This window comes from Edaphobacter sp. FHG110511_03 (assembly GCF_059115365.1).
The window spans coordinates 1,903,041-1,921,886 of the sequence record NZ_JBZYWL010000001.1 but is presented as its reverse complement, the minus strand read 5'-3'; the positions used below and the strand labels follow the sequence as shown (position 1 = coordinate 1,921,886).

Below are 18,846 nucleotides of genomic sequence, written 5' to 3'. Positions count from 1 at the left end.
CCAACGTCATTTGGCCGGAATTTGCATTAGGATTCCGGCCAACTTTCTTCAGGGCTGTAATTGATTTGGATGAATCTTTGGCGATCGCACCCTCATGACGGGGTTGCCGCGGTGTTTAGGTTCTGTACCGCGCTCCTTTGTAGACGCAGGCTTTCCGTCGAAATTCGCGCCCTATATGAGTGAAATTAGGCAGAGATCTCACACATGAAAATTCTAGTAATCCTCAAACCTGTTATTGAAGAGTGCGCGGGCGGACCACCTGCCAAGATAAGCTCGATGACAGGTAGTCCACTACCTATGATGCTGTGAGTTATTGATTTACGCGGTAGACCAGCAGGCCTGCGGTGTCGATATCGGTCTTCGGATGGATGTCGAAGAAAAGGCCGACTTGAGGAACCAAGAGCGCCGTCTTTCCGCCATTGGTGGGAATCCGGGCGACTTCGGTATAACTATCGGGAGTGTCCTGATGATAGATGCTTAGCCCCTGGCTTCCGCTTACGTACAGAAGCTTGCCGGCAGGATCCCAGTTCATATCGTCATTGTTTTCAGCCAGTGAAAGTTTCTGGACCACCTTGCCATCGGGATCGAAGACATACAAGAAGGCGGGTTTGCGACCCCCAACAAAGATCCGATGGGATTTGCTATCCACCATGAGGGCCGTGTTCCGGTTCATGTCAGGGGCTGTCCAGGTCGTCACCAGCTTACCGGTCGACAGTTCATAAACTCCAACCTGCTTTTTGTCACGGATATTTACGTAGAGCCGGTTCACTGAGCTGTCGACACCCATTGCCTCGACATTATTTCCATCAACGTCGATGTCCCCAATCAATTTCCCTTGGTCGACTGAAAAGATCGATATCTTGGAGGTCTTCAGGTTAGCCGAGATTCCACCGTTGCCGATGTAATAAAGGCGACTGGTCTTATCATAGTACGCAGCATCCGGGGAATCTCCCTTCCCTGTTGCCGAACCATCTATGAGCTGAATACGGTCGAGACGATGAAAGTCTTCTCCGGACAAAAGAACGAGTGAAGAGTCGCCTCCGTCACAGATTAACAATTCATCCTTTTCAGGAACAAATGCGATCGAGTGGGGGGTCTTGAAGCCACCAACACTTTGAAGGTGCTTCCCCGTTTTCAGGTCAAATACCTCAACCGAATGATGAACTTCCGCTGTGACGAACAGATGATTCCGCTTGAGGTCTACCGTCAAGTGATCGAAATCACCCACGATTTCGGGTAATTCAACCTGTGAGACCAAAGTGATCGGCGATTTCATATCCGCTGCATGAGCAGTTCCAAGCGGCAGACAAGCCGCGAATGCAAGCGCGGCACGAATGGAGTTACTAACAGACATAGTTACCCTTTCTGGAAAGCCCTGGACCATCAGATGGTCCAGGGAGAAGCGATTGTTTACCCACTATTAACCGGCCCGATTCTCACCGGAAACAGTAGCTTCGTGTGAGAGTTCAAATAAGGATGAGGCCCATCCGCCTCAAGAACCGATACCTATGCAATTAGGGATGTCAGTTCTCATCGGTCAGTCAGGGGAAACCTCAATCAACGTGTCGTTGGGGAACACCACCACATGGCCACGCACGATGAAGTCCCCCCCCCGGAACTTCGATTACGCTCTCCGTCCATTGCCGTCCTCCAGTACATTCTGACCGCTCGACGGACGTATAGGTGAATGGCGGCTTATGCCCCGCTGCTTCCCTTTCCTTCTCGACCTTCATTCGTATCGTGGTAATCGGCTCTGGACGCGATTGTGCGAAGCTCTGGTGGCTCGCAGTCGAAACTAACCAGGAAGCCTGCACAGCTACAGAAACATTCACCCTTAGCAATCGCTTGAGAATTGACACGGCTCCTCTTGATCGGAGCGTAGGGAGAGCAACTTAAGACAAGCTTAAGAAAAGATCTTCGCTTAACTCTTATGGAAATGAAACAAAACTAACGGCACATTCTTCGGGTCTTTTTCAGAGGAAAAAAGAGCGAGGGCACGCTCTAAGGTGCCCCCGCATTCTTGTCCTAGATGAAGTCCGTTCTCTTTTACTGGTAGAGGGCCTTCTTGCTAGGAATCTGCTTCTGAAGATCATCGCGAATTGCGACGCCGATCTTGATTGCCTCGTCCTCGTTGCTCGCTTTCGTAAAGGGAACTTCCATCACAACGAATCCACCCTCCAGGTCCCGTCCCTTGGCATCCTTCAGCGGAATGAGAAGATCGAAGGTCTTATCCTTGTCTAACTTCTTGGCAACGGGATTTCCCGTCGCCAGGTTCTTCATATCGTTATCTGAAGACTTCTTGCCGATCTTTGAAGGTGTGATATTGGCAATGATGACGTTGTCCTTCTCGCCAGGGGGCACGGCATGAATGCCGAGCTTGACGATCTCGTCGTTATGGGCCGCCTTTACCTTGTTAACTAGGTCCTCAGCAAAAGGGGCGTGGACCTTCATATAGGTGGAAGGGTCTTGCGCGGGCGCCTTCGCGGGCTTGTCCTGGGCGAAAACTGCCGCTGGAGCCATGCTGAGCACGCAGAGAAGAAGAACCTTTGATGTAGATGACATTCGACGATCGCTCCTAGGGTGAATTGGGTTAGTGTTCGTGTTTACTCGGACGAGATGGGGCAAATTCATTTCCCCGCCAAGGATCTACCGACTGCCTTGCTGGCGAACCGTCCTCTGAATGCCAGCCGGTGTTTGTCTTGTTTCAAGAAATGGATCCGCCACCTTCGTCAAGACATGACCGACATTCCCGCTGGGTGTTTCCACCTGGAGGATGGCGGCAAGGGTCGGCGCGACGTCACTGATTCCCACACGTTCTCCGTAAACTCCTGGACGCACGCGGCTGCCATAAAAAATCAGGGGCACGTGGCTGTCGTAGTCATAAGGAGAGCCATGGCCAGTACCTTCGGTACCTCCAAGATAGTACGGCTTCATAATGACGATGACGTCAGGTCCCCGTTCCGGATAGAACGCTCGCGCCACATACTCATCGACAAGGGATTGAGCCGCCTCATGACGCAAAAGTTGTGTGCGTGTATAGACCCGCGCGACATATGGCAGTTTCAAAGCAGCTGCGGCGGCTTCGTCTTCTACCACACTTTCTTTCAGCTTCCTTTGCGCAATCAAGTCATAGTTGAAATAGAACCCGGATTCTTGGGTGCCGAGCAGCCATTTCCCTTCTCCGAATCTCTTGACTAAGGCTTCTTGAATTACGCCAAGGTATTCCTTCTTGTCGATCCTGCCTCCGGGCATCTTTCTCGCGATATTCACTTCCGGAACCGGAGACACGCCATGGTCCGCCGTCACCACGACTAAAAGATTGTCGATCCCGCCCGCCTGTTTAATCGCTGCTTCAAGCAATCTACCCAGGACCCTATCTGTCGCAACGGACATGTCCTCGACCTCTGGCGCGTCCGGGCCGACGGCATGGCCGAGGTGGTCATTTGCCGAGAAGCTGATCGTGAGGACATCGGTGCCCGCGTGGTGTCCCAGTTGCTCGTTCTTCATGACCCGCTCAGCCAGCTGCTCCAACATATCGTTTGCGAAAGGAGTTTTCTCCCACTCGGAGAAATAGACTTTGTCCGGCGAATTGGACAGGGTGAAGAATGGCTTCGCCGAAGAGGCGTCCTTGCCAACCGGATACCAACCCTTACCGAGATATTTGAGCGCTGGCTTTTCCGCATTGTACTGCTCTACCCAATCCGGAAGCTTCGATTGATACCAGGTGCTACTGACCACGTTGCCGGTCTGGTTATCAATCCAATAGGCCGCATCCGCCATGCGGCCGGATGGCAAAATCGCAGCGCGGTCTTTCATGGAGATACCGATGACCTTCGTGGTATTTCGATCGGCAATTTTGATCTCGTCCCCCAGCGTACTGACGACCAGATTGTGCGGGGACGAGCCTTCTTTCTCCTTGCCGACTCCAATCAGTTTCGTCTGCGCGTCCTCGACAGAGGTGATCGTCCTTTTTAACTTGCGGTCGAACCAGTCGTTTCCGATAATCCCGCTGGTGGCTGGCGTGGATCCCGTCAGAAAGGTCGTATGGCCGGTTGCGGTGACAGTGGGAAAGTGGTCTTGATGGGCGTCGACGAAGACAGCCCCTTGTGACAACATCTTGGCAAGTCCGCTGTTGTAGCGCTCACGGAATCGCGTGGTGTAGTCATAACGAAATTGATCGATCGCTATCGCTACCAGAAGCTTGGGTCTGGTGGGAGCAGGTGACGCACCCTGTTTACTTACTGGCGCGCCGTACCCCGCAGAGGTTACAAAAGAGAGCGCAAGTAATACAGATAATTTCTTCATCGATCTTCCCTTTCCACACACAGCTGCGCCGATCTCGCCAATGGGGTCGTTGCAGAGACTCAGTACCACACAAATGTCTATGTGCAGATTCGACAAGAGGTGTCTTAAATCAGTCTTAGAAAGAGAAGGGGTAACAGCTAATTAATAATTCGCGGTCAAGCTTTTAATCAGTTTTCCATTTTTAATAGCCTGACATGAACATCCTCATCATCGAAGACAACAAAAGGATCGGCAACATCCTCAAACAGAGCCTAAATGAAGAAGGCCATCAGGTCTCGATATCAGAGCGTGGAGATGAGGGGCGAGATCTTCTGCTGAGTGTTCCATTCGATCTCGCGGTCCTGGACGTCATGCTTCCTGGCCTCGATGGGTTCACCGTACTCCAGCAGATACGCGCAGAAAAGTGCGACATTCCAGTTCTCATGCTCACCGCGCGCGATACGATGCCCGACATTGTCCACGGCCTCAATCTCGGCGCAGACGACTATTTGACGAAACCATTTCAGATCCAGGTCTTTATCGCACGTGTTCGCGCCATCAGCAGGAGACGTCCCGTGATCGAACCTTCCTGCCTGATCGCGGGTGATCTAGTACTGGACACGACGAACCGGGCCGTCCTTCGTGAAGGTCAACCAGTGCCCCTTACCAAGAAACAATATGCGCTCCTTGAACTCTTGATGCGTCGCAAGAACCAATTGGTCACTCGCAACCAGGTCCGAGAGGTGGGCTGGTCTTATGATACCGACGTCAGCGACAGCAGCATCGACTTTTACATCCATAGTCTGCGATCCAAGATCGATGAAAAAGGACAAGAGAGCCAAATTCGAACCGTTCGGGCGCTTGGCTACATGTTGGTATCACCGCGATGAATATTAACCGACGGTCGCTTCGTGTACGTGTCTGCATTCTTTATATTCTCTTCACGATCGCAACAATGTTGGGACTTGGCGGTTTCTCCTACTGGTACCTAGACCGGGCGCTGGCCAGTTCACGTCAACGAACGATGGAGGCTCGCGAAGACCGCTTGTTGCGGTTCGTAAACGATTGGCCTCGGTCCGGCGAGAGCGTGTTTCTCATCGAAAAGCTCCAACAACTCAACCTCGCGATTGCTTCGACCGATATTGTGCAGGTGTATGACACGAACGGCCGGGTTGTCTATTCCTCTCCTGGCCCGAGCGACCTGAAGGTACCCTGGCCTAACAGGGACTGCACTCAACGATGCTATGGATTGGTCCGCCGCGACGGACATATGATCCGAACTCTTGATCATATCGTCACGCTGGAAGGCCTTCCGTACCGATTGTCCCTGTCTGGCAAGATCGACGAACACTTCGAAGTTCTCAACTCGATCCGGAATTCTTATCTTCTTGTGTGTCCACTTATGCTCCTGTTTTCGGTCGGTGGCGGATTTATTCTCAGCGGCCGTGCGCTTGACCCCATCAATCGCATCACGGCAGAGGCCAAGAATATCGGGATTCAGAAGCTGAAGAGACGCATCCCCGTACCCGACACCGGAGACGAGTTGCAAGTTCTCGCCATCACATTGAACCAACTACTTGGGAGACTCGAGGTCGCGGTAGAACGTCTGACTCAATTCACTAGCGACATCTCGCACGATCTGAGCACCGCCATCACCATCATGATGACGACTGCAGGATTGGCATTAAGCAGGGAGCGTTCGCCCGAAGAGTACAGAACCGCACTTAGCAATATCAACGTCGAGTGTGAAGCGACCGCCCAACTGCTGGACACTCTCCTCGCGATTGCCCGTACCGACCTTGTGCACCAGAAGATTGAATGGAAGCCGCTCAATCTGACAGAGCTGGTCATCGAAGTAGCGAAGCAGTTAGAGCCGAGGTCCATCATCAAGGGGCAATCCATCAAACTGCAAGTGCAGGCAGGCATCGCCACGGTTGGAGACCTTTCACTATTGCGAAGAATGATCTCTATCCTGCTCGACAACGCTATCAAATATACGCCTCAAGGAGGCTCAATCACCCTGTCGTTGTTCCCTGCCGGAGACAGCTTCGCCCTCCGGGTAAGCGACACCGGAATAGGAATTCCGGAGGACGCGATCCCCAAGATATTTAATCGCTTCTATCGTGTTGATCAGTCCCGCGCGGAAAGTGGGGAAAGCAACGGTCTCGGGCTCGCCATTGCGAAATGGGTCGTCGAAGCTCATCATTCGACCATCGATGTCATTTCAGCTCCCGGGAAAGGTAGCACCTTCACCGTATCGATTCCTCAAGTTGTTCATGCGGAACGTTCTGACGAGGCCTATGCACCTCTGGCTTAAATTTAGATCGACGCATAGCTTCCAAAATCTTCAGGGAAAATTCAGGTTTGCCTCTTATCATGCTGAAAGTGGCCACGGATGCGAATACTTGTAGTTGAAGACGATCCCAAAATGTCGGTCCTCCTCCGGGATGCGCTAGAGAAACAATCGCATCGAATCGTTCTGGCAAGTAACGGCACAGAGGGAATGGACATAGCTCTTAGCCATCCGTTCGAGGCCATCGTGCTCGATGCCATGCTTCCTGGCATAGACGGCTTCGCTGTCGCGCGGTCACTCCGAGATGCGAAGATAGCCACTCCGATCATTATGCTCACAGCCCGAGATTCTACGGCTGACATCGTCCGCGGCCTCGATTCAGGAGTTGATGACTACCTTACGAAGCCCTTCTCGTTCGATGAACTCTTCGCACGCCTAAGGGCGCTCGGACGACGGACGATATCGTCCCCGTCCCTTATGTATCGTATCGAAGATCTGGAGCTGGATCCTATCACTCACGCTGCTTCAAGGGGAACCCGCGACATCAACCTCACTCGCACAGAGTTTCTTCTGCTCGAGTTCTTGATGCGAAACCCTCATATGGTCCTTCGCCGTGATGCAATCATCAATGCGGTGTGGGGATATGAACGGACGGTCGAAAACAACACGCTCGATGCGTTCATGAAACAACTTCGCTCGAAGATCGACGGAGATTCCGACAAAAAGCTGATCCACACCGTCCGAGGGTTCGGATATAAGCTGACCGTGGAACGCGATCTATGACACTTACCATAAGAACGCGACTGACGATTTGGTACGCCTCGTTAGTCATGACAATCCTTATCATCGTGGCCGTCGGAATCGTCCTCTCTGCACAGTGGGGACTGCGCCATGCCGCCGACCAGGAGCTGACATCTGGAATCGACGGTGTTACCGCCTTTCTGTTGCACAAGCTTGGCAGGAAGGAGATGGACAATCTGAACGACGAGCTTCGGGAGCACTCCTCTCTGCTTCCCAGAGGCAAGATGTTCAGGGTACTCCGGCCCGATGGATCAATCGTCTATCAGCCAGACATGATGACCGTGGTTCCGGCTATCTTTCCGAAATCGGGCGAGCTGCGAAAAGAGAGTCTCAAGGTAAACGGCCGGTCGTATCGTACGATTAGCCGGATCGCCACTGTTGGCCCCGATGTATTTGTGATTCAGGTTGCGGTAGACCAAACCGAGTATCAGGAACTGACGAACGGATTGGCGTGGATACTCTTACTGAGCGTTCCTATCGCGGGACTATTGGCGGCGTTCGCGGGCTACTGGATGAGTGGCCGGGCGTTATTTCCAATCAATCAGATTACAAAGACTACGAACTCCATCGACGCCCGAAGCCTATCACGACGCTTGCCGTTGCTCGGTACGAACGATGAGTTAGACCAACTCTCCATCACGATCAACCACATGCTTGATCGTATTGCGACCTCCTATGAACGAATCGAGCAGTTCACAGCGGATGCCTCTCACGAACTTCGAACTCCCGTCACCTTGATCCGTTCGAACGCCGAACTGTTATTGATGCAGGAAGACAATCCTCCAAAAATCCGGGAAGGACTCTCTGACATACTTGCTGAGAGTGCCTACATGACGGCACTGATCGGTGACCTTTTGACGATTGCTCGAGGGACTGAGGGAAAGATCTCGAGCCCCATGGAGATGATCGAACTGAGTGATCCGATAGGGGCAGTGCTCGACCGCGCTCGATCGCTCGCAAGCACGCGCGAGATCACGATAGAGTACACGGCTCAGCCCCAAATCGTGCCCTTGCGCGCCCACCAGGCGATGATTGAACGAGTCTTGATGATCCTGATCGACAATGCGATCCGATATACATCGCAGCGAGGGCGTATATGGATTGAGACATGGTTCGACGATACGGTGTGTGGCTTTATCGTGCGGGACACAGGCATTGGCATATCGCCTGGAGACCAAGAAAAGATCTTCGAACGTTTCTTCCGCGTGGACACGGTCCGGACACACAATGACGGAGGCTATGGCCTTGGGCTCTCCATTGCAAAGAGCCTGATCGATTTTCATCACGGCGCCATTCGCGTCGATAGCGAACTAGGAAAGGGTGCTAGCTTTACGATCTCTTTTCAGCGAGCAGACGTTACGCAGAATTTCACCGTTCATCAATAAACAAAGCCCTCGGCCTCAGAAGAAATTCAGGTACTCCGGGTTACAGATAAACAATGAAGCTTAGTCTGCCGTTCGGATTGCGAATGATTGTTTTAGGTGTTTTCTTCCTGCCCTGCGGATCGCTTTTGGCCCAGGTTAATGTATTAGGCACGATTGTCGATCCAGATGGAGCGTCCGTGCCGAATGAGGACGTGATCCTCAAGACACTCCAGGGCGCGCCTGTGGATGGCGCCAGTACAATTTCCGATGCTACCGGGCATTTCAGAATCCTCCACGTTGCGCCGGGCAACTACAATCTCCGCCTCCCTGCCAAATATGGGTTCGATGAGTACCTTGCGCCGATCCATGTCGTAGCTGGTATGCACGAGGTGCAAATCAAGCTCAGCACATCAAAAGTGTCGGAGACCGTCACGGTCGCTCCTGACAATTCCCAACTGGAGCTCGACAATGCTGCCAACCGCGACCAGGTGACCGCGAGCGCGTCCATGCTGGAAAGAGTTCCGGTGTTTGATCAGGATTACATCGCTGCTCTTATGCCGTTTCTCGATCAGTCCGGCGTAGCAACCATGGGTGTGACCATCATCGTCGATGGCGTCGAAATGAAAGGGACAGGTGTGTCTGCATCGGCCATTGCCGAGGCACGAATCAACAATGATCCTTATAGCGCCGAAACAAACCGTCCTGGCAGAGGGCGTATTGAGATCATTACCAAACCAGGCTCTCTCCAATTTCACGGCACCCTCAACTTCACGTTCCGCGATTCCACCTTCGACGCGAAGAATCATTTCGCCGTCTCAAAGCCATTTGAACAGAAGAGGATTTACGAGGGCTCCATCACCGGACCCGTGCCCGTAGATCACAAAACCACTTTTCTTCTCTCCGGTTCACGGCAGGAAGACAACCTCCAGTCTGTCGTGCATGCGAACGCGCCGTCGGGTATCCTCACCGCGAACGTTCCAACCCCTGTGCACAATACGGAGTTCGCTGCGCGAATCTCCCACGACTTCTCGCCGACCCATCGGGTTTCTTTTCAATACAACGTAACCGATACGATCTCACGTAACTTCGGCGTCGGCGGCCTTGTCCTCGCTGAAGCTGGAGTGAACACGCAAGCACGCGAGGACGATGTGATCTTCAACGATCGATGGATCGTCTCGCCGACCATTCTGAATCAGTTGCAGCTCTTTTACGAAAAGGATCATAACCCTACACATAGTGTGGTCAATGCACAAAAAATCGTAATAGACGGGGCCTTCACGGGGGGTGGCGCCCAAGCTGATCTACTCAACACTGAAAACAACGTAAAGATCAACGACATTGTTAACTGGACGCACAAAAACCACTATGTAAAGTTCGGTGTGAACATCCCGAACCTCAGCCGCCGCGCCTGGGAAGACCATGCCAATCGTCTTGGCACCTATAACTTCGGGAGCATCGGAGACTATCAAGCTGGCGTCCCATACTCCTTCACTCAACAAGAAGGAGTGGGGCGCACCGTCTTCTGGATGAACGAAATTGGTTCGTTTGTTCAGGATCAGGTTCAACTTCGCCCCAATCTTCAGTTAACTGCCGGTCTGCGTTATGACTGGCAGACATATTTCAAATCTGGCCTGGATTTTGCTCCAAGATTCTCGATTGCGTATGCCGCTCCCGACCATAAGACCATCCTTAGGACAGGTGCCGGCCTATTCTTCGATCGCTCAGGCGCTCAATCGATGGCCGACCTGAAGCGGTATAACGGCGTCATCATCCGATCATTTACGCTGCTCAATCCGACCTACCCAAGACCGTATCCATCGGGCACCGATCTCTCTATGCTGCCGACCAATCTTGTTACTCGCACTGATTCCACCAGAATCCCCTACACGACCAATTTCAGCGCCGGCGTGGAACGAGAGGTTATGAAAGGCCTGTCCGTCTCAGCGACCTATCGAGGCACAATCGGAGTGCATCTCTTTCGTTCGCGGGACAACAACGCTCCGCTCCCACCGTTTTATGACGCGGGACGACCTGATCCTAGCTTCGGAACGATCCGGAAGATCGAGTCCGAGGGAAGGCAAGTCGGAGATGCAGTCGATCTGACCCTCCAAGGTAAGGCCAGCCATTGGTTCTCAGGGATGGCTCAATATACCTTCAGCCACACAAACAACAACACCGGCGGTATCGCCTGGTACCCGGCCAATCAGTACTCACTTGACGGGGAGTACGGACGCGCCGACTTCGACCAACGTCATCGCTTCAATCTCCTGGCAACCTTCAATGAAGACCATTGGCTCAACCTTGGGCCGGCTGTGAAGCTTTACTCGGGTATGCCTTATACCGAGACATCTGGCGTCGATACATTCAACACAGGAATCCTCAATGCCCGCCCCGCGGGTGTAAGCCGCAACACGCTCGAGAGCGGGGATACAAGCGAACTCGACCTCCGCTGGAGCCATGACCTTCTGGCGCCTCACAAAGGCGCAGAAAAGATGCCTACGTTCTCGTTTGCAATCGACGCCTTTAACGTCACCAATCACACAAACTACACGTCTTATGTGGGTAATGTGCAGTCGGCTTTTTTTGGACAGCCCACAGCAGCCGCGCCAGCAAGACGACTGCAATTTACTGGCAGGATTAAATTCTGAGGCTCCCGCCAAGCCCGAGGTGGGCAGAACGTTCCGCCCACCTCGAAGTTAGATCCAGGCTTTATTTCGGAGACCATGGCTGAAATGCTGCCGAGTTCTTCCTCCACGTTGGGTAATCAGTATCGCTGCTATTTCGCCACAAAATTGCATTCAGCTGCTCGGTAGGCACGTCATCGGGCTCGTTCCAGTCCATCTTGCTCGAAGCAATTGCATCGAGCTTCTGTTGTCCGTTCAATGCCTTTAATTCTGGATTTCTCTCGTAAACCGACTGCTTCGGCTCGACCGCCTGATAGGGCGTCAAATCTGGCATTGACTGGAAGCTTGCTCTCATATCATTGGCAATCATGTCGAATATGGACATCGGCCGTACACCGAAGATCATCTCAATGGTCTTCACCATGCTGACCTGAGAGTAGAAGGTCGAGTCAATAGAGCCACGCTTCGTGTAGGGGCTGACCGCCAATGCGACCGTGCGGTGACCATCAACATGGTCGAGCCCGTCCTGTGCATCATCTTCGACAATCAAGATCAGCGTTGATTTCCAGAAAGGCGAGTGCGAAACGCCGTCTACGATCTGTCCAATCGCAAGGTCGTTATCAGCGAGACAAGCCTTCGGAGTTGAAAAGCCAGGAGTCGTCCCCTCCGTGTGGTCAGACGGCATCTGCACCATCACAAAGTTCGGCATGCTGCCTTGCTTTTCCCATTGCTTCAAATGCCGCAGAAAGATCCTTGCTCGAGTCACATCAGGCACCTTCAGCCCATACGAGGGAAAGTCTGGGACAAGATAGCGGTTGAGTTCAGCAATCGGCGCTTGCGTATGGAAGGTTCCAATAAAGTCACTTCCCTGTTTGTATTCATCAAGCAGCTTCGCTCGAAGGTCACCGTTCTTGCCACCCATTTCCCCAATGTATTCCCCAAAATCGGCAAACGTCTTATGATTTGCGATTAAGTGGTCCCAGAGGAATCCCGAACCAGCAAAGGCAAGTGGATCGTCACCATTCTTCGGATAGCTGCGCCCGTTATAGCCCGGCCAATACGCATAATCAGTCTCCGCCGCCTGGGTCAACCACTGGTGTCCATCAGCACTGTTGCCACCATTCGCAAAGAAGTTGTCGAGCAGGACAAACTCCTTCGCGAGCTTCCTATGGTTCGGAATGACATCGTCCTGGTAGAGGTTGAGACTCGGATCACCATTGCCCTTCCCAAGCGATCCGAAGTACTGATCATAGCTTCGGTTTTCTTTAATGATGTAGATCACATGATCGATTGTCGATGGCTCACCGAGATGGGCGGGGACTGGACGGGGTGCGACATTGCTCTTTGCCAATGTGTTCGGCATGAGCTCTCCTGGCAATCCAAGGTGGTTGTCCTCCGCGACTGCGACGCTATAGCGCTCCAGTTCATCTGTATCCGGCGCCGGAATTATATGAACTGATCCACGGTCCGCGTGAACGTAACGCCGATGGATATTCAACTCCGGCTTCATCCCCTCGCGCTTTTCTCTCGCAAGCAGGTTGGCGCTGTTCCATCCTGTACCCACTCCAAGCAATGTCGCAACGGCAATAAATTTGCCATCAGGGCTCACAACGACATCGTCTGGATACCATCCGGTCGGGATAAGGCCTGCTACATGGGGATGTGCGCCGTTCAGCTTCACGACCCCGATTGCATTAATACCTGCACAGGCAGCGTACAGGGTCGAGCGGTCCGGGGAGAGGACGACCGATTCAGGAGAGATGCCCGCCACCTTCCTGTTGAACGGCTGAAGAGAGATCGTTTCAATGACACGGTTGGATTTCGTGTCAACGACGCTGATCGTGTCCGAATTACTGTTCGACACATAGAGTCGTTGACGCGATTCGTCCCATGCCATGCCCGACGGATGGAGCCCAACCTCCACCGAAGCGGATACTTTTCCGGAGACAAGATCGAGACGCGTCACTGTTCCACTTGAGACAAGACCGTGCCCATCAACAAGCACCTGGTCTGCATTGGCCTCTGGACCAGTCGCGGCGGTTCTCTCTCCCGCTTTCGGGAAGCGGCCGCCCCAGTTGCTCACATATGCGACTGCACTGTCATGACTCACTACAGCGCCGAACGGTGCAACACCAGTCTTGATGTTGGTCACGACCTGTTTTGTGCCTAAATCAACAATAGCCGCTTCATCGTTGAATGTGAGTGCAACGACCGCAAGCCTTTGCCCCCTCACGTTCTTGGAAAGCCCGAGTCCGACACTGCCCGCCTGATGATCCCCCAGTTTTGCGGAGATGAGCTTACTCTGGCTGTTCTCGAGAGAAACCAACTGCACCACGGAGTCTTTCCCTTTTGCCGCCCCCGAGAGACCGCTCATCACTGGAGCATGGGCCACAGGATCGTAAGCCAGTCCCTGCATCCCCGCACTGACCTGAGAATCGATGACGTTGGCCATACGATTAGTTTCCAGATCAATCTGGAAGATATGGGAAGAATTCTGACCGAGCGTGGCTGCATAGATAGTTTTTCCGTCTTCGCTGAATGCGACCCCGTTGACTCTGCTCTCGAATACGCTCTGCAATCCTGCTGGAGTAATAACCTGACGGCTTGGGATGATGCCCGGATCGACCACCGAATTCACAGGCGCCACCACCTTTGTTGGTTTCGCCTCGTCTTGACCAACAGGGCCCATCTTTTGGGGCCCCTGGGCCGTGGACATCTGGGCAAACGCGGGTTCGCATCCGCTAAAGAGCGAGAGCGAACAAGCAATCAGCACCTTCGCTGTAGATTTTACTTGGCACCGTGACATAACTTTGGTTCTCCTCCGGGTTAAATCAACTTATTGGGTGCAACGCTCTTTACTGCTGTGGGAGAAATAGCTGCCTTCGTGAGGTCTCTAAACTTTGCGATGACCTCTTCTCCGCTCATCGGGTTTAGGACAATCCCACGCACTGCATCGACACGTTTGGGTACAAACATTCCGTTTACAAATGCCGCTTTGATGTGACCACGGAGCAGTCGCGTCCCAAGGACGGTTGCCGTCTGTTCGCTCGCATGGGTTTTGGCAAATCTGCCACTACTTTGGCTGGCGGTAAGGTAATGCCGGAGATCATCGCTCCAAACGTATCTAAGACATGAAGCTTCGCTTGTTCTGCCACCGGAGCTGGTAAAGGTTGCTCTTTGCCGGTACTCATGTAAACGCTTAGCTGGGTCATAAGGGACACTGACGGGGACGTATCGCCAAAGGCTTCCTGTCCGTCTAGAAGGAACGGCGGCAGCGACACTGCTGTTGCTACCGCCCTACCGGAAGCGCGCAAGAACACGCGTCGCGTCGAAGGGGTTTCCGTCCCTTTTCTCATCCGATCCAGCGTCCCCACCTGCTACTTGCCCACAACCAAAACGCAGAAAGTGCCTTCAGTGATTGTCTTTGTTGGCTTTTGTGATGCGTCTGGCCCAGGCGTCATCACCACCCTGGCTGCAGGGAGAAATATCTTCTCTGTCTTTTTGTCGAATGCCATCGTCTTGGCACTCGCCTGTGTAACCACAGGCTCACGAGCAATGTACTCATTCGGGCCCTTCTGCTCGATGACAGTCAGGTTTCCCTCCCCATTCGAGAAGAAGATCAAGTGGTTCTTCGCATCGAAGCCCGCTGCATCCGTGCCACTACCTGTGGGCACGGAAGTGATCTGCTTTCCCGTGGAACCATCCAGGACCGCCATCATCTTGCTGTGGCCACCGACAAAGATCCGGTCGTTTTTGACGTCGACGGCGAGTCCCGTTGGAGCCTTAATCCCGCTGAGTGGTAGGTGGCGCTTCACCTCCAACGATTTCGGGTCGAAGGCCGCAACTTCATCCTTGTCTTCAAGAGCCACATAGACGAGGCCGTCTTTGCCAGTCGCTGCTCCCTCGCCATTTCCGCCAACATTCACAGTCCCAACGACAGTTCCATTTGTTGCATCGATGGCGGTGATGTCGTGCGATTTATGGTTGTTGGTGAAGACCCGTTGTGAACCTGGATCGAAGTAGATCCCATCGGGGCCTTTGCCGACCTCGATCTTCTTAATGACCGCCAAAGTCCCCGTGTCGAACATTGTGACCTTGTCTTCCTTACCATTACTTGTGAAGCCATGCTTCAGGTTCGGTGCTATAGCAATTCCATGCACTCCTGGTGTGTCTTCGATAGTCCCCACGGCGGAGCCCGTATCGACATCAAGAACATTGACTCTCACAGCGTGAGATACATAAATACGGCGCCCAACACTGTCTACGGTGATGTAGTCCCAACCATCGGTTCCTGAGATCGGGTAACGCGTCTGAACCTTATAGTCCGACGCTTGTGCCGAGATGCAGGCTCCGAGAAGTGACACGGTCACGACAAACTGCGCAAATTGCTTCATAGCATTGTCCTTAAGTTCAAATTGTCTGAATCGAATACTACGTTGCGGCATGAGAAACGGGGGCAGGTCGGCCCCCCGACACCTCTTAGAAGTCCACCTTCAAACTGAACTGCAACTCACGTGGGGTTCCACTTCCGGTAGCATTCGTGCTGAACGCGCTAGTGATGACACCGAAGTTATTCGGATTTGGAGAGTATTTTGGAGAACCAGGCGTCCCAGTTGGTGGCGCCCAGCTGACTCCAGGTTTCCCGTACTGCGCTCTGTTCAGGATGTTGAATGCCTCCGCGCGGAAGTTCGCACCAACACGCTCAGTAATTGAGAACCTCTTGCTAAGTGCCGGATCAATCTGCCAGAGTCCGGGAGCCCGTACCGCATTGCGCCCAAGATTGCCCCATGCACCATTCGCTGGTGTTGCAAATGCAGCCAAATTAATCCAATTCGAAGGGGTTTGATGGTCCGGATAGAGCGGCACTCCAGGAACCCGATCGGGACGCTGTCCTTTGTTGATCTGGTCGGGCAGTGCGTTCGCTGAACGGCTCATCGTGACATTGAGCGGAAGGCCAGTGCGCGCCGATGCAATTCCTGCGAGCTGCCAGCCTCCCAGGAAGAAATTTGCCAGTCGGGGCGAATTGCTCAGGAACTGACGTCCACGACCAAATGGCAGCTGATAGATCGTACTTGCTCTAAAGTAGTGACGAACGTCCTGATCGCTAGGTCCACGCTCACAAGGAATACAGTTGCTGTTCTGGGGGGTGTCCGCCTCACCACCACCAACACCGCCGGTGTTTATAGAGTGCGACCATTCGTAATTTGCAGACAACATCAATCCCGTATTGAAGCTGCGCTGGATGCTTGTCTGAAATGCATGTGTATACGCATCGTTGGAGCTGTTCTGGTAGCCCATGGTCGAGAAACCCGCATAGGGGCGCTTCCCAGTGGCAGGGTCGATACCGTTTACAGTGATACTCGAGAAGAGATGAGCTCCACGTGTTCCGAAGTATGCGACCTGCCACGTCGTTTGCTTTGCGATCTCCTGTTGAACCGACAGGGTCCACTCATAGATGTTTGTCATCTTTCGATGGATTGACGCGGCAGCGGGCGCATTGCTGAGGGTGGCCACGCCAAGGTCTGGAGGCACGGGATATCCGAAGCCTGGGGCCTGCGTTTGGTTGAGAGTGTACTTCGTTGCCAAATTGCCAATAGGCTGCCCCAGACCACCAAACTGGCCGAAGCCGTTATAGATTCCGAAGCCGGATCGTATCGCGAGCTTCCCTCCAAACTGAGCAGGAGACCAGATAACGCCAACGCGAGGAGAAAAGAGCAAGTTGCTTCGGTAATACCACGGAATGTTAGGGGCGCAGATCACGCCGGGACAGTTGATGGGATCTGCGTTGAGGAATCTATTCAAAACTTCGTGATCAACACCGAAGTTTTCATAGCGGACACCTAGGTTGAAGTTGAGTGTAGATCCCAGCTTGAACTGATCCATCACATATGCGAAATACTCCGTCAATCGCTGGCCTGTTACTGGAACCGCGCCCGCGTAGCTGTCAGAATCGATCAGGTTCTGCAAAAATGTCGTTGGGCTAAGGTAGCCGATGGTCTCTGCCGGAGTATTCGGCGATGCCTTGTTCTCCTGAACTCGGCGAACAGTCAGGCCAGCTTTGATGTTGTGCACACCGTGAACAAAGGTGATGTCGTCGAGCCCCGTGAAGGAGTTATCGTTACGGATCGAGCCACTGGGCGAATCGATGGTCCCAAATGGCGCGATCTGCAACGCGAATGGGAATGGCGTGTTCTGGCCCTGAGAAAACTCCGCTCGGTCGAATCCGAAACGCGCGTCATTGAAGACATTTGACGAGAACGTGTTCTGAACTCCGACTGTGGCATTTGGGGTGTTCAGATTATTGAAGGCCGTTGAGGGATTGAAACTGTCAGGTGCCGTCTGCGTGTAGTGGTCGGTGTTGAATCGGACGAAGGCGTTCATCCGATCGTTAACATGGTAGTCAGCGCGAATCAATCCCGAATCCTCATGAGTCACGTTCGGCCCGCTGCCAAACCACTCATCACTGATGCTGTCGATTGGAACTTGCCCAATTGGATATGCGTTGATCAGGGGCGCAAGAACGGGTTGTTGGGCAGCGACCTGATTACGGAACGCCACGGTGGGGACCTGGCCGGTGAGTGCCGTGTTGATGCTCTGGCGTAACGCCTCATAGTTCGCGAAGAAGAACAGCTTCTTCTTGATGATCGGCCCTCCAATGTTTGCGCCGAAATTGTTCAGACGAAGTGCCGGAAGTGCAGTTCGAAAACCCCATGGCTTCGCATCGAACACATCGTTTCGGATGAACTCCCAGGCAGCACCGTGATACATGTCGCCCCCCGTCTTGGAGACCACCTCAATCTGACCACCGACGCTGCCACCCTGGTCAGCGCTGTACGCTACGCCATTCGCACGAAACTCTGCGATCGCTTCAGTAGAGACCTGAAGGTGCAAGTCTACCTTCTGATACTGATGATTGATTCCCGAGTTGTCGACGCCATCCAAGTGCCACGTATTATCTTCATCAGAAAGGCCCGCGAATCGTACATCCTGCTGCGTTCCGGTGCCTGAGTCGATCACTCCGGGCACAAGAGAAACCAGTCCGACATAGCTACGACCATTGAGGGGCAGGTCCTGGGCCTGTCGACCATGGACGACACCACCAATCTCCACAGACGATTTTGACAACCCAGCGTCGGTGACCTCTACCTGTGTTGCTTCACCCGACACCGAGAGCGAGGCATCCATGGTACGGATCTGGCCTACGTCCAAAGTTACATCGGTCAAAACGAGCTTCGAGAAACCGGGCGCTTCGATCTTAATTTGATAAATACCGGTCGACAACGAAGTCACCGTATATGCACCAGATCCGTTCGTCGTCGCATTACGCTCCAACTCCGTGGAGTTGGACTTCACCGAAACCTTGGCTCCGACCACTCTTCCGCCGGTCGGATCAGTCACAATCCCTGTAAGGGTTCCGCGGTCCGTCTGGGCCATCATCGGGATTACTACGAAAAGAAGTAACAAGAAAAGCTTTTTCATC

General features: G+C 53.2%; 11 protein-coding genes. 5 read left to right on the top strand and 6 right to left on the bottom strand.

The genetic code is table 11. The features are described 5' to 3' along the window. Positions 1–310: 310 nt before the first annotated feature. From AC5S26_RS07750 to AC5S26_RS07740, 3 genes are all read right to left on the bottom strand, one after another. Complete coding sequence (locus AC5S26_RS07750) at positions 311–1,354, bottom strand: YncE family protein (RefSeq protein ID WP_494184273.1); 1,044 nt, start codon at positions 1,352–1,354, stop codon at positions 311–313. 692 nt (positions 1,355–2,046) lie between these two features. Then, on the bottom strand, positions 2,047–2,562 hold the full coding sequence (locus tag AC5S26_RS07745) for a hypothetical protein (RefSeq protein WP_494184272.1): 516 nt from the start codon (positions 2,560–2,562) through the stop codon (positions 2,047–2,049). A gap of 84 nt (positions 2,563–2,646) precedes the next feature. After that, positions 2,647–4,305, bottom strand: a complete 1,659-nt coding sequence (locus tag AC5S26_RS07740; RefSeq protein WP_494184271.1) for an alkaline phosphatase family protein — start codon at positions 4,303–4,305, stop codon at positions 2,647–2,649. 194 nt (positions 4,306–4,499) lie between these two features. On the opposite strand from AC5S26_RS07740, the gene AC5S26_RS07735 reads away from it, so the two are divergent. The 5 genes from AC5S26_RS07735 (at position 4,500) to AC5S26_RS07715 (ending at position 11,390) form a co-directional block, all read left to right on the top strand. Continuing rightward, positions 4,500–5,174 (top strand): response regulator transcription factor, encoded by a 675-nt coding sequence (locus AC5S26_RS07735; protein ID WP_494184270.1) that lies wholly within the window; start codon positions 4,500–4,502, stop codon positions 5,172–5,174. Then, complete coding sequence (locus tag AC5S26_RS07730) at positions 5,171–6,601, top strand: ATP-binding protein (protein WP_494184269.1); 1,431 nt, start codon at positions 5,171–5,173, stop codon at positions 6,599–6,601. Before AC5S26_RS07735 ends, AC5S26_RS07730 begins: the two co-directional genes overlap by 4 nt. 78 nt (positions 6,602–6,679) lie before the next feature. Continuing rightward, positions 6,680–7,360, top strand: a complete 681-nt coding sequence (locus AC5S26_RS07725) for a response regulator transcription factor (RefSeq protein WP_494184268.1) — start codon at positions 6,680–6,682, stop codon at positions 7,358–7,360. Continuing rightward, the gene (locus tag AC5S26_RS07720) at positions 7,357–8,763 is read left to right on the top strand and encodes a sensor histidine kinase (RefSeq protein ID WP_494184267.1); all 1,407 of its coding nucleotides are present in this window, start codon (positions 7,357–7,359) and stop codon (positions 8,761–8,763) included. The genes AC5S26_RS07725 and AC5S26_RS07720 overlap by 4 nt, the downstream gene beginning before the upstream one ends. Positions 8,764–8,816: 53 nt before the next feature. Beyond that, complete coding sequence (locus tag AC5S26_RS07715) at positions 8,817–11,390, top strand: TonB-dependent receptor (protein WP_494184266.1); 2,574 nt, start codon at positions 8,817–8,819, stop codon at positions 11,388–11,390. A 61-nt stretch (positions 11,391–11,451) separates the two neighbouring features. On the opposite strand, the gene AC5S26_RS07710 is transcribed toward AC5S26_RS07715, so the two are convergent. The 3 genes from AC5S26_RS07710 to AC5S26_RS07700 all read right to left on the bottom strand — a co-directional run bounded on the left by AC5S26_RS07710 (position 11,452) and on the right by AC5S26_RS07700 (position 18,845). Then, positions 11,452–14,172 (bottom strand): alkaline phosphatase family protein, encoded by a 2,721-nt coding sequence (locus tag AC5S26_RS07710; RefSeq protein ID WP_494184265.1) that lies wholly within the window; start codon positions 14,170–14,172, stop codon positions 11,452–11,454. A gap of 571 nt (positions 14,173–14,743) precedes the next feature. After that, positions 14,744–15,760: an outer membrane protein assembly factor BamB family protein gene (locus AC5S26_RS07705; RefSeq protein ID WP_494184264.1), complete on the bottom strand. Its 1,017-nt coding sequence runs from the start codon at positions 15,758–15,760 to the stop codon at positions 14,744–14,746. A gap of 85 nt (positions 15,761–15,845) precedes the next feature. Beyond that, positions 15,846–18,845, bottom strand: a complete 3,000-nt coding sequence (locus tag AC5S26_RS07700; protein ID WP_494184263.1) for a TonB-dependent receptor — start codon at positions 18,843–18,845, stop codon at positions 15,846–15,848. Between the last annotated feature and the right edge of the window lies 1 nt (position 18,846).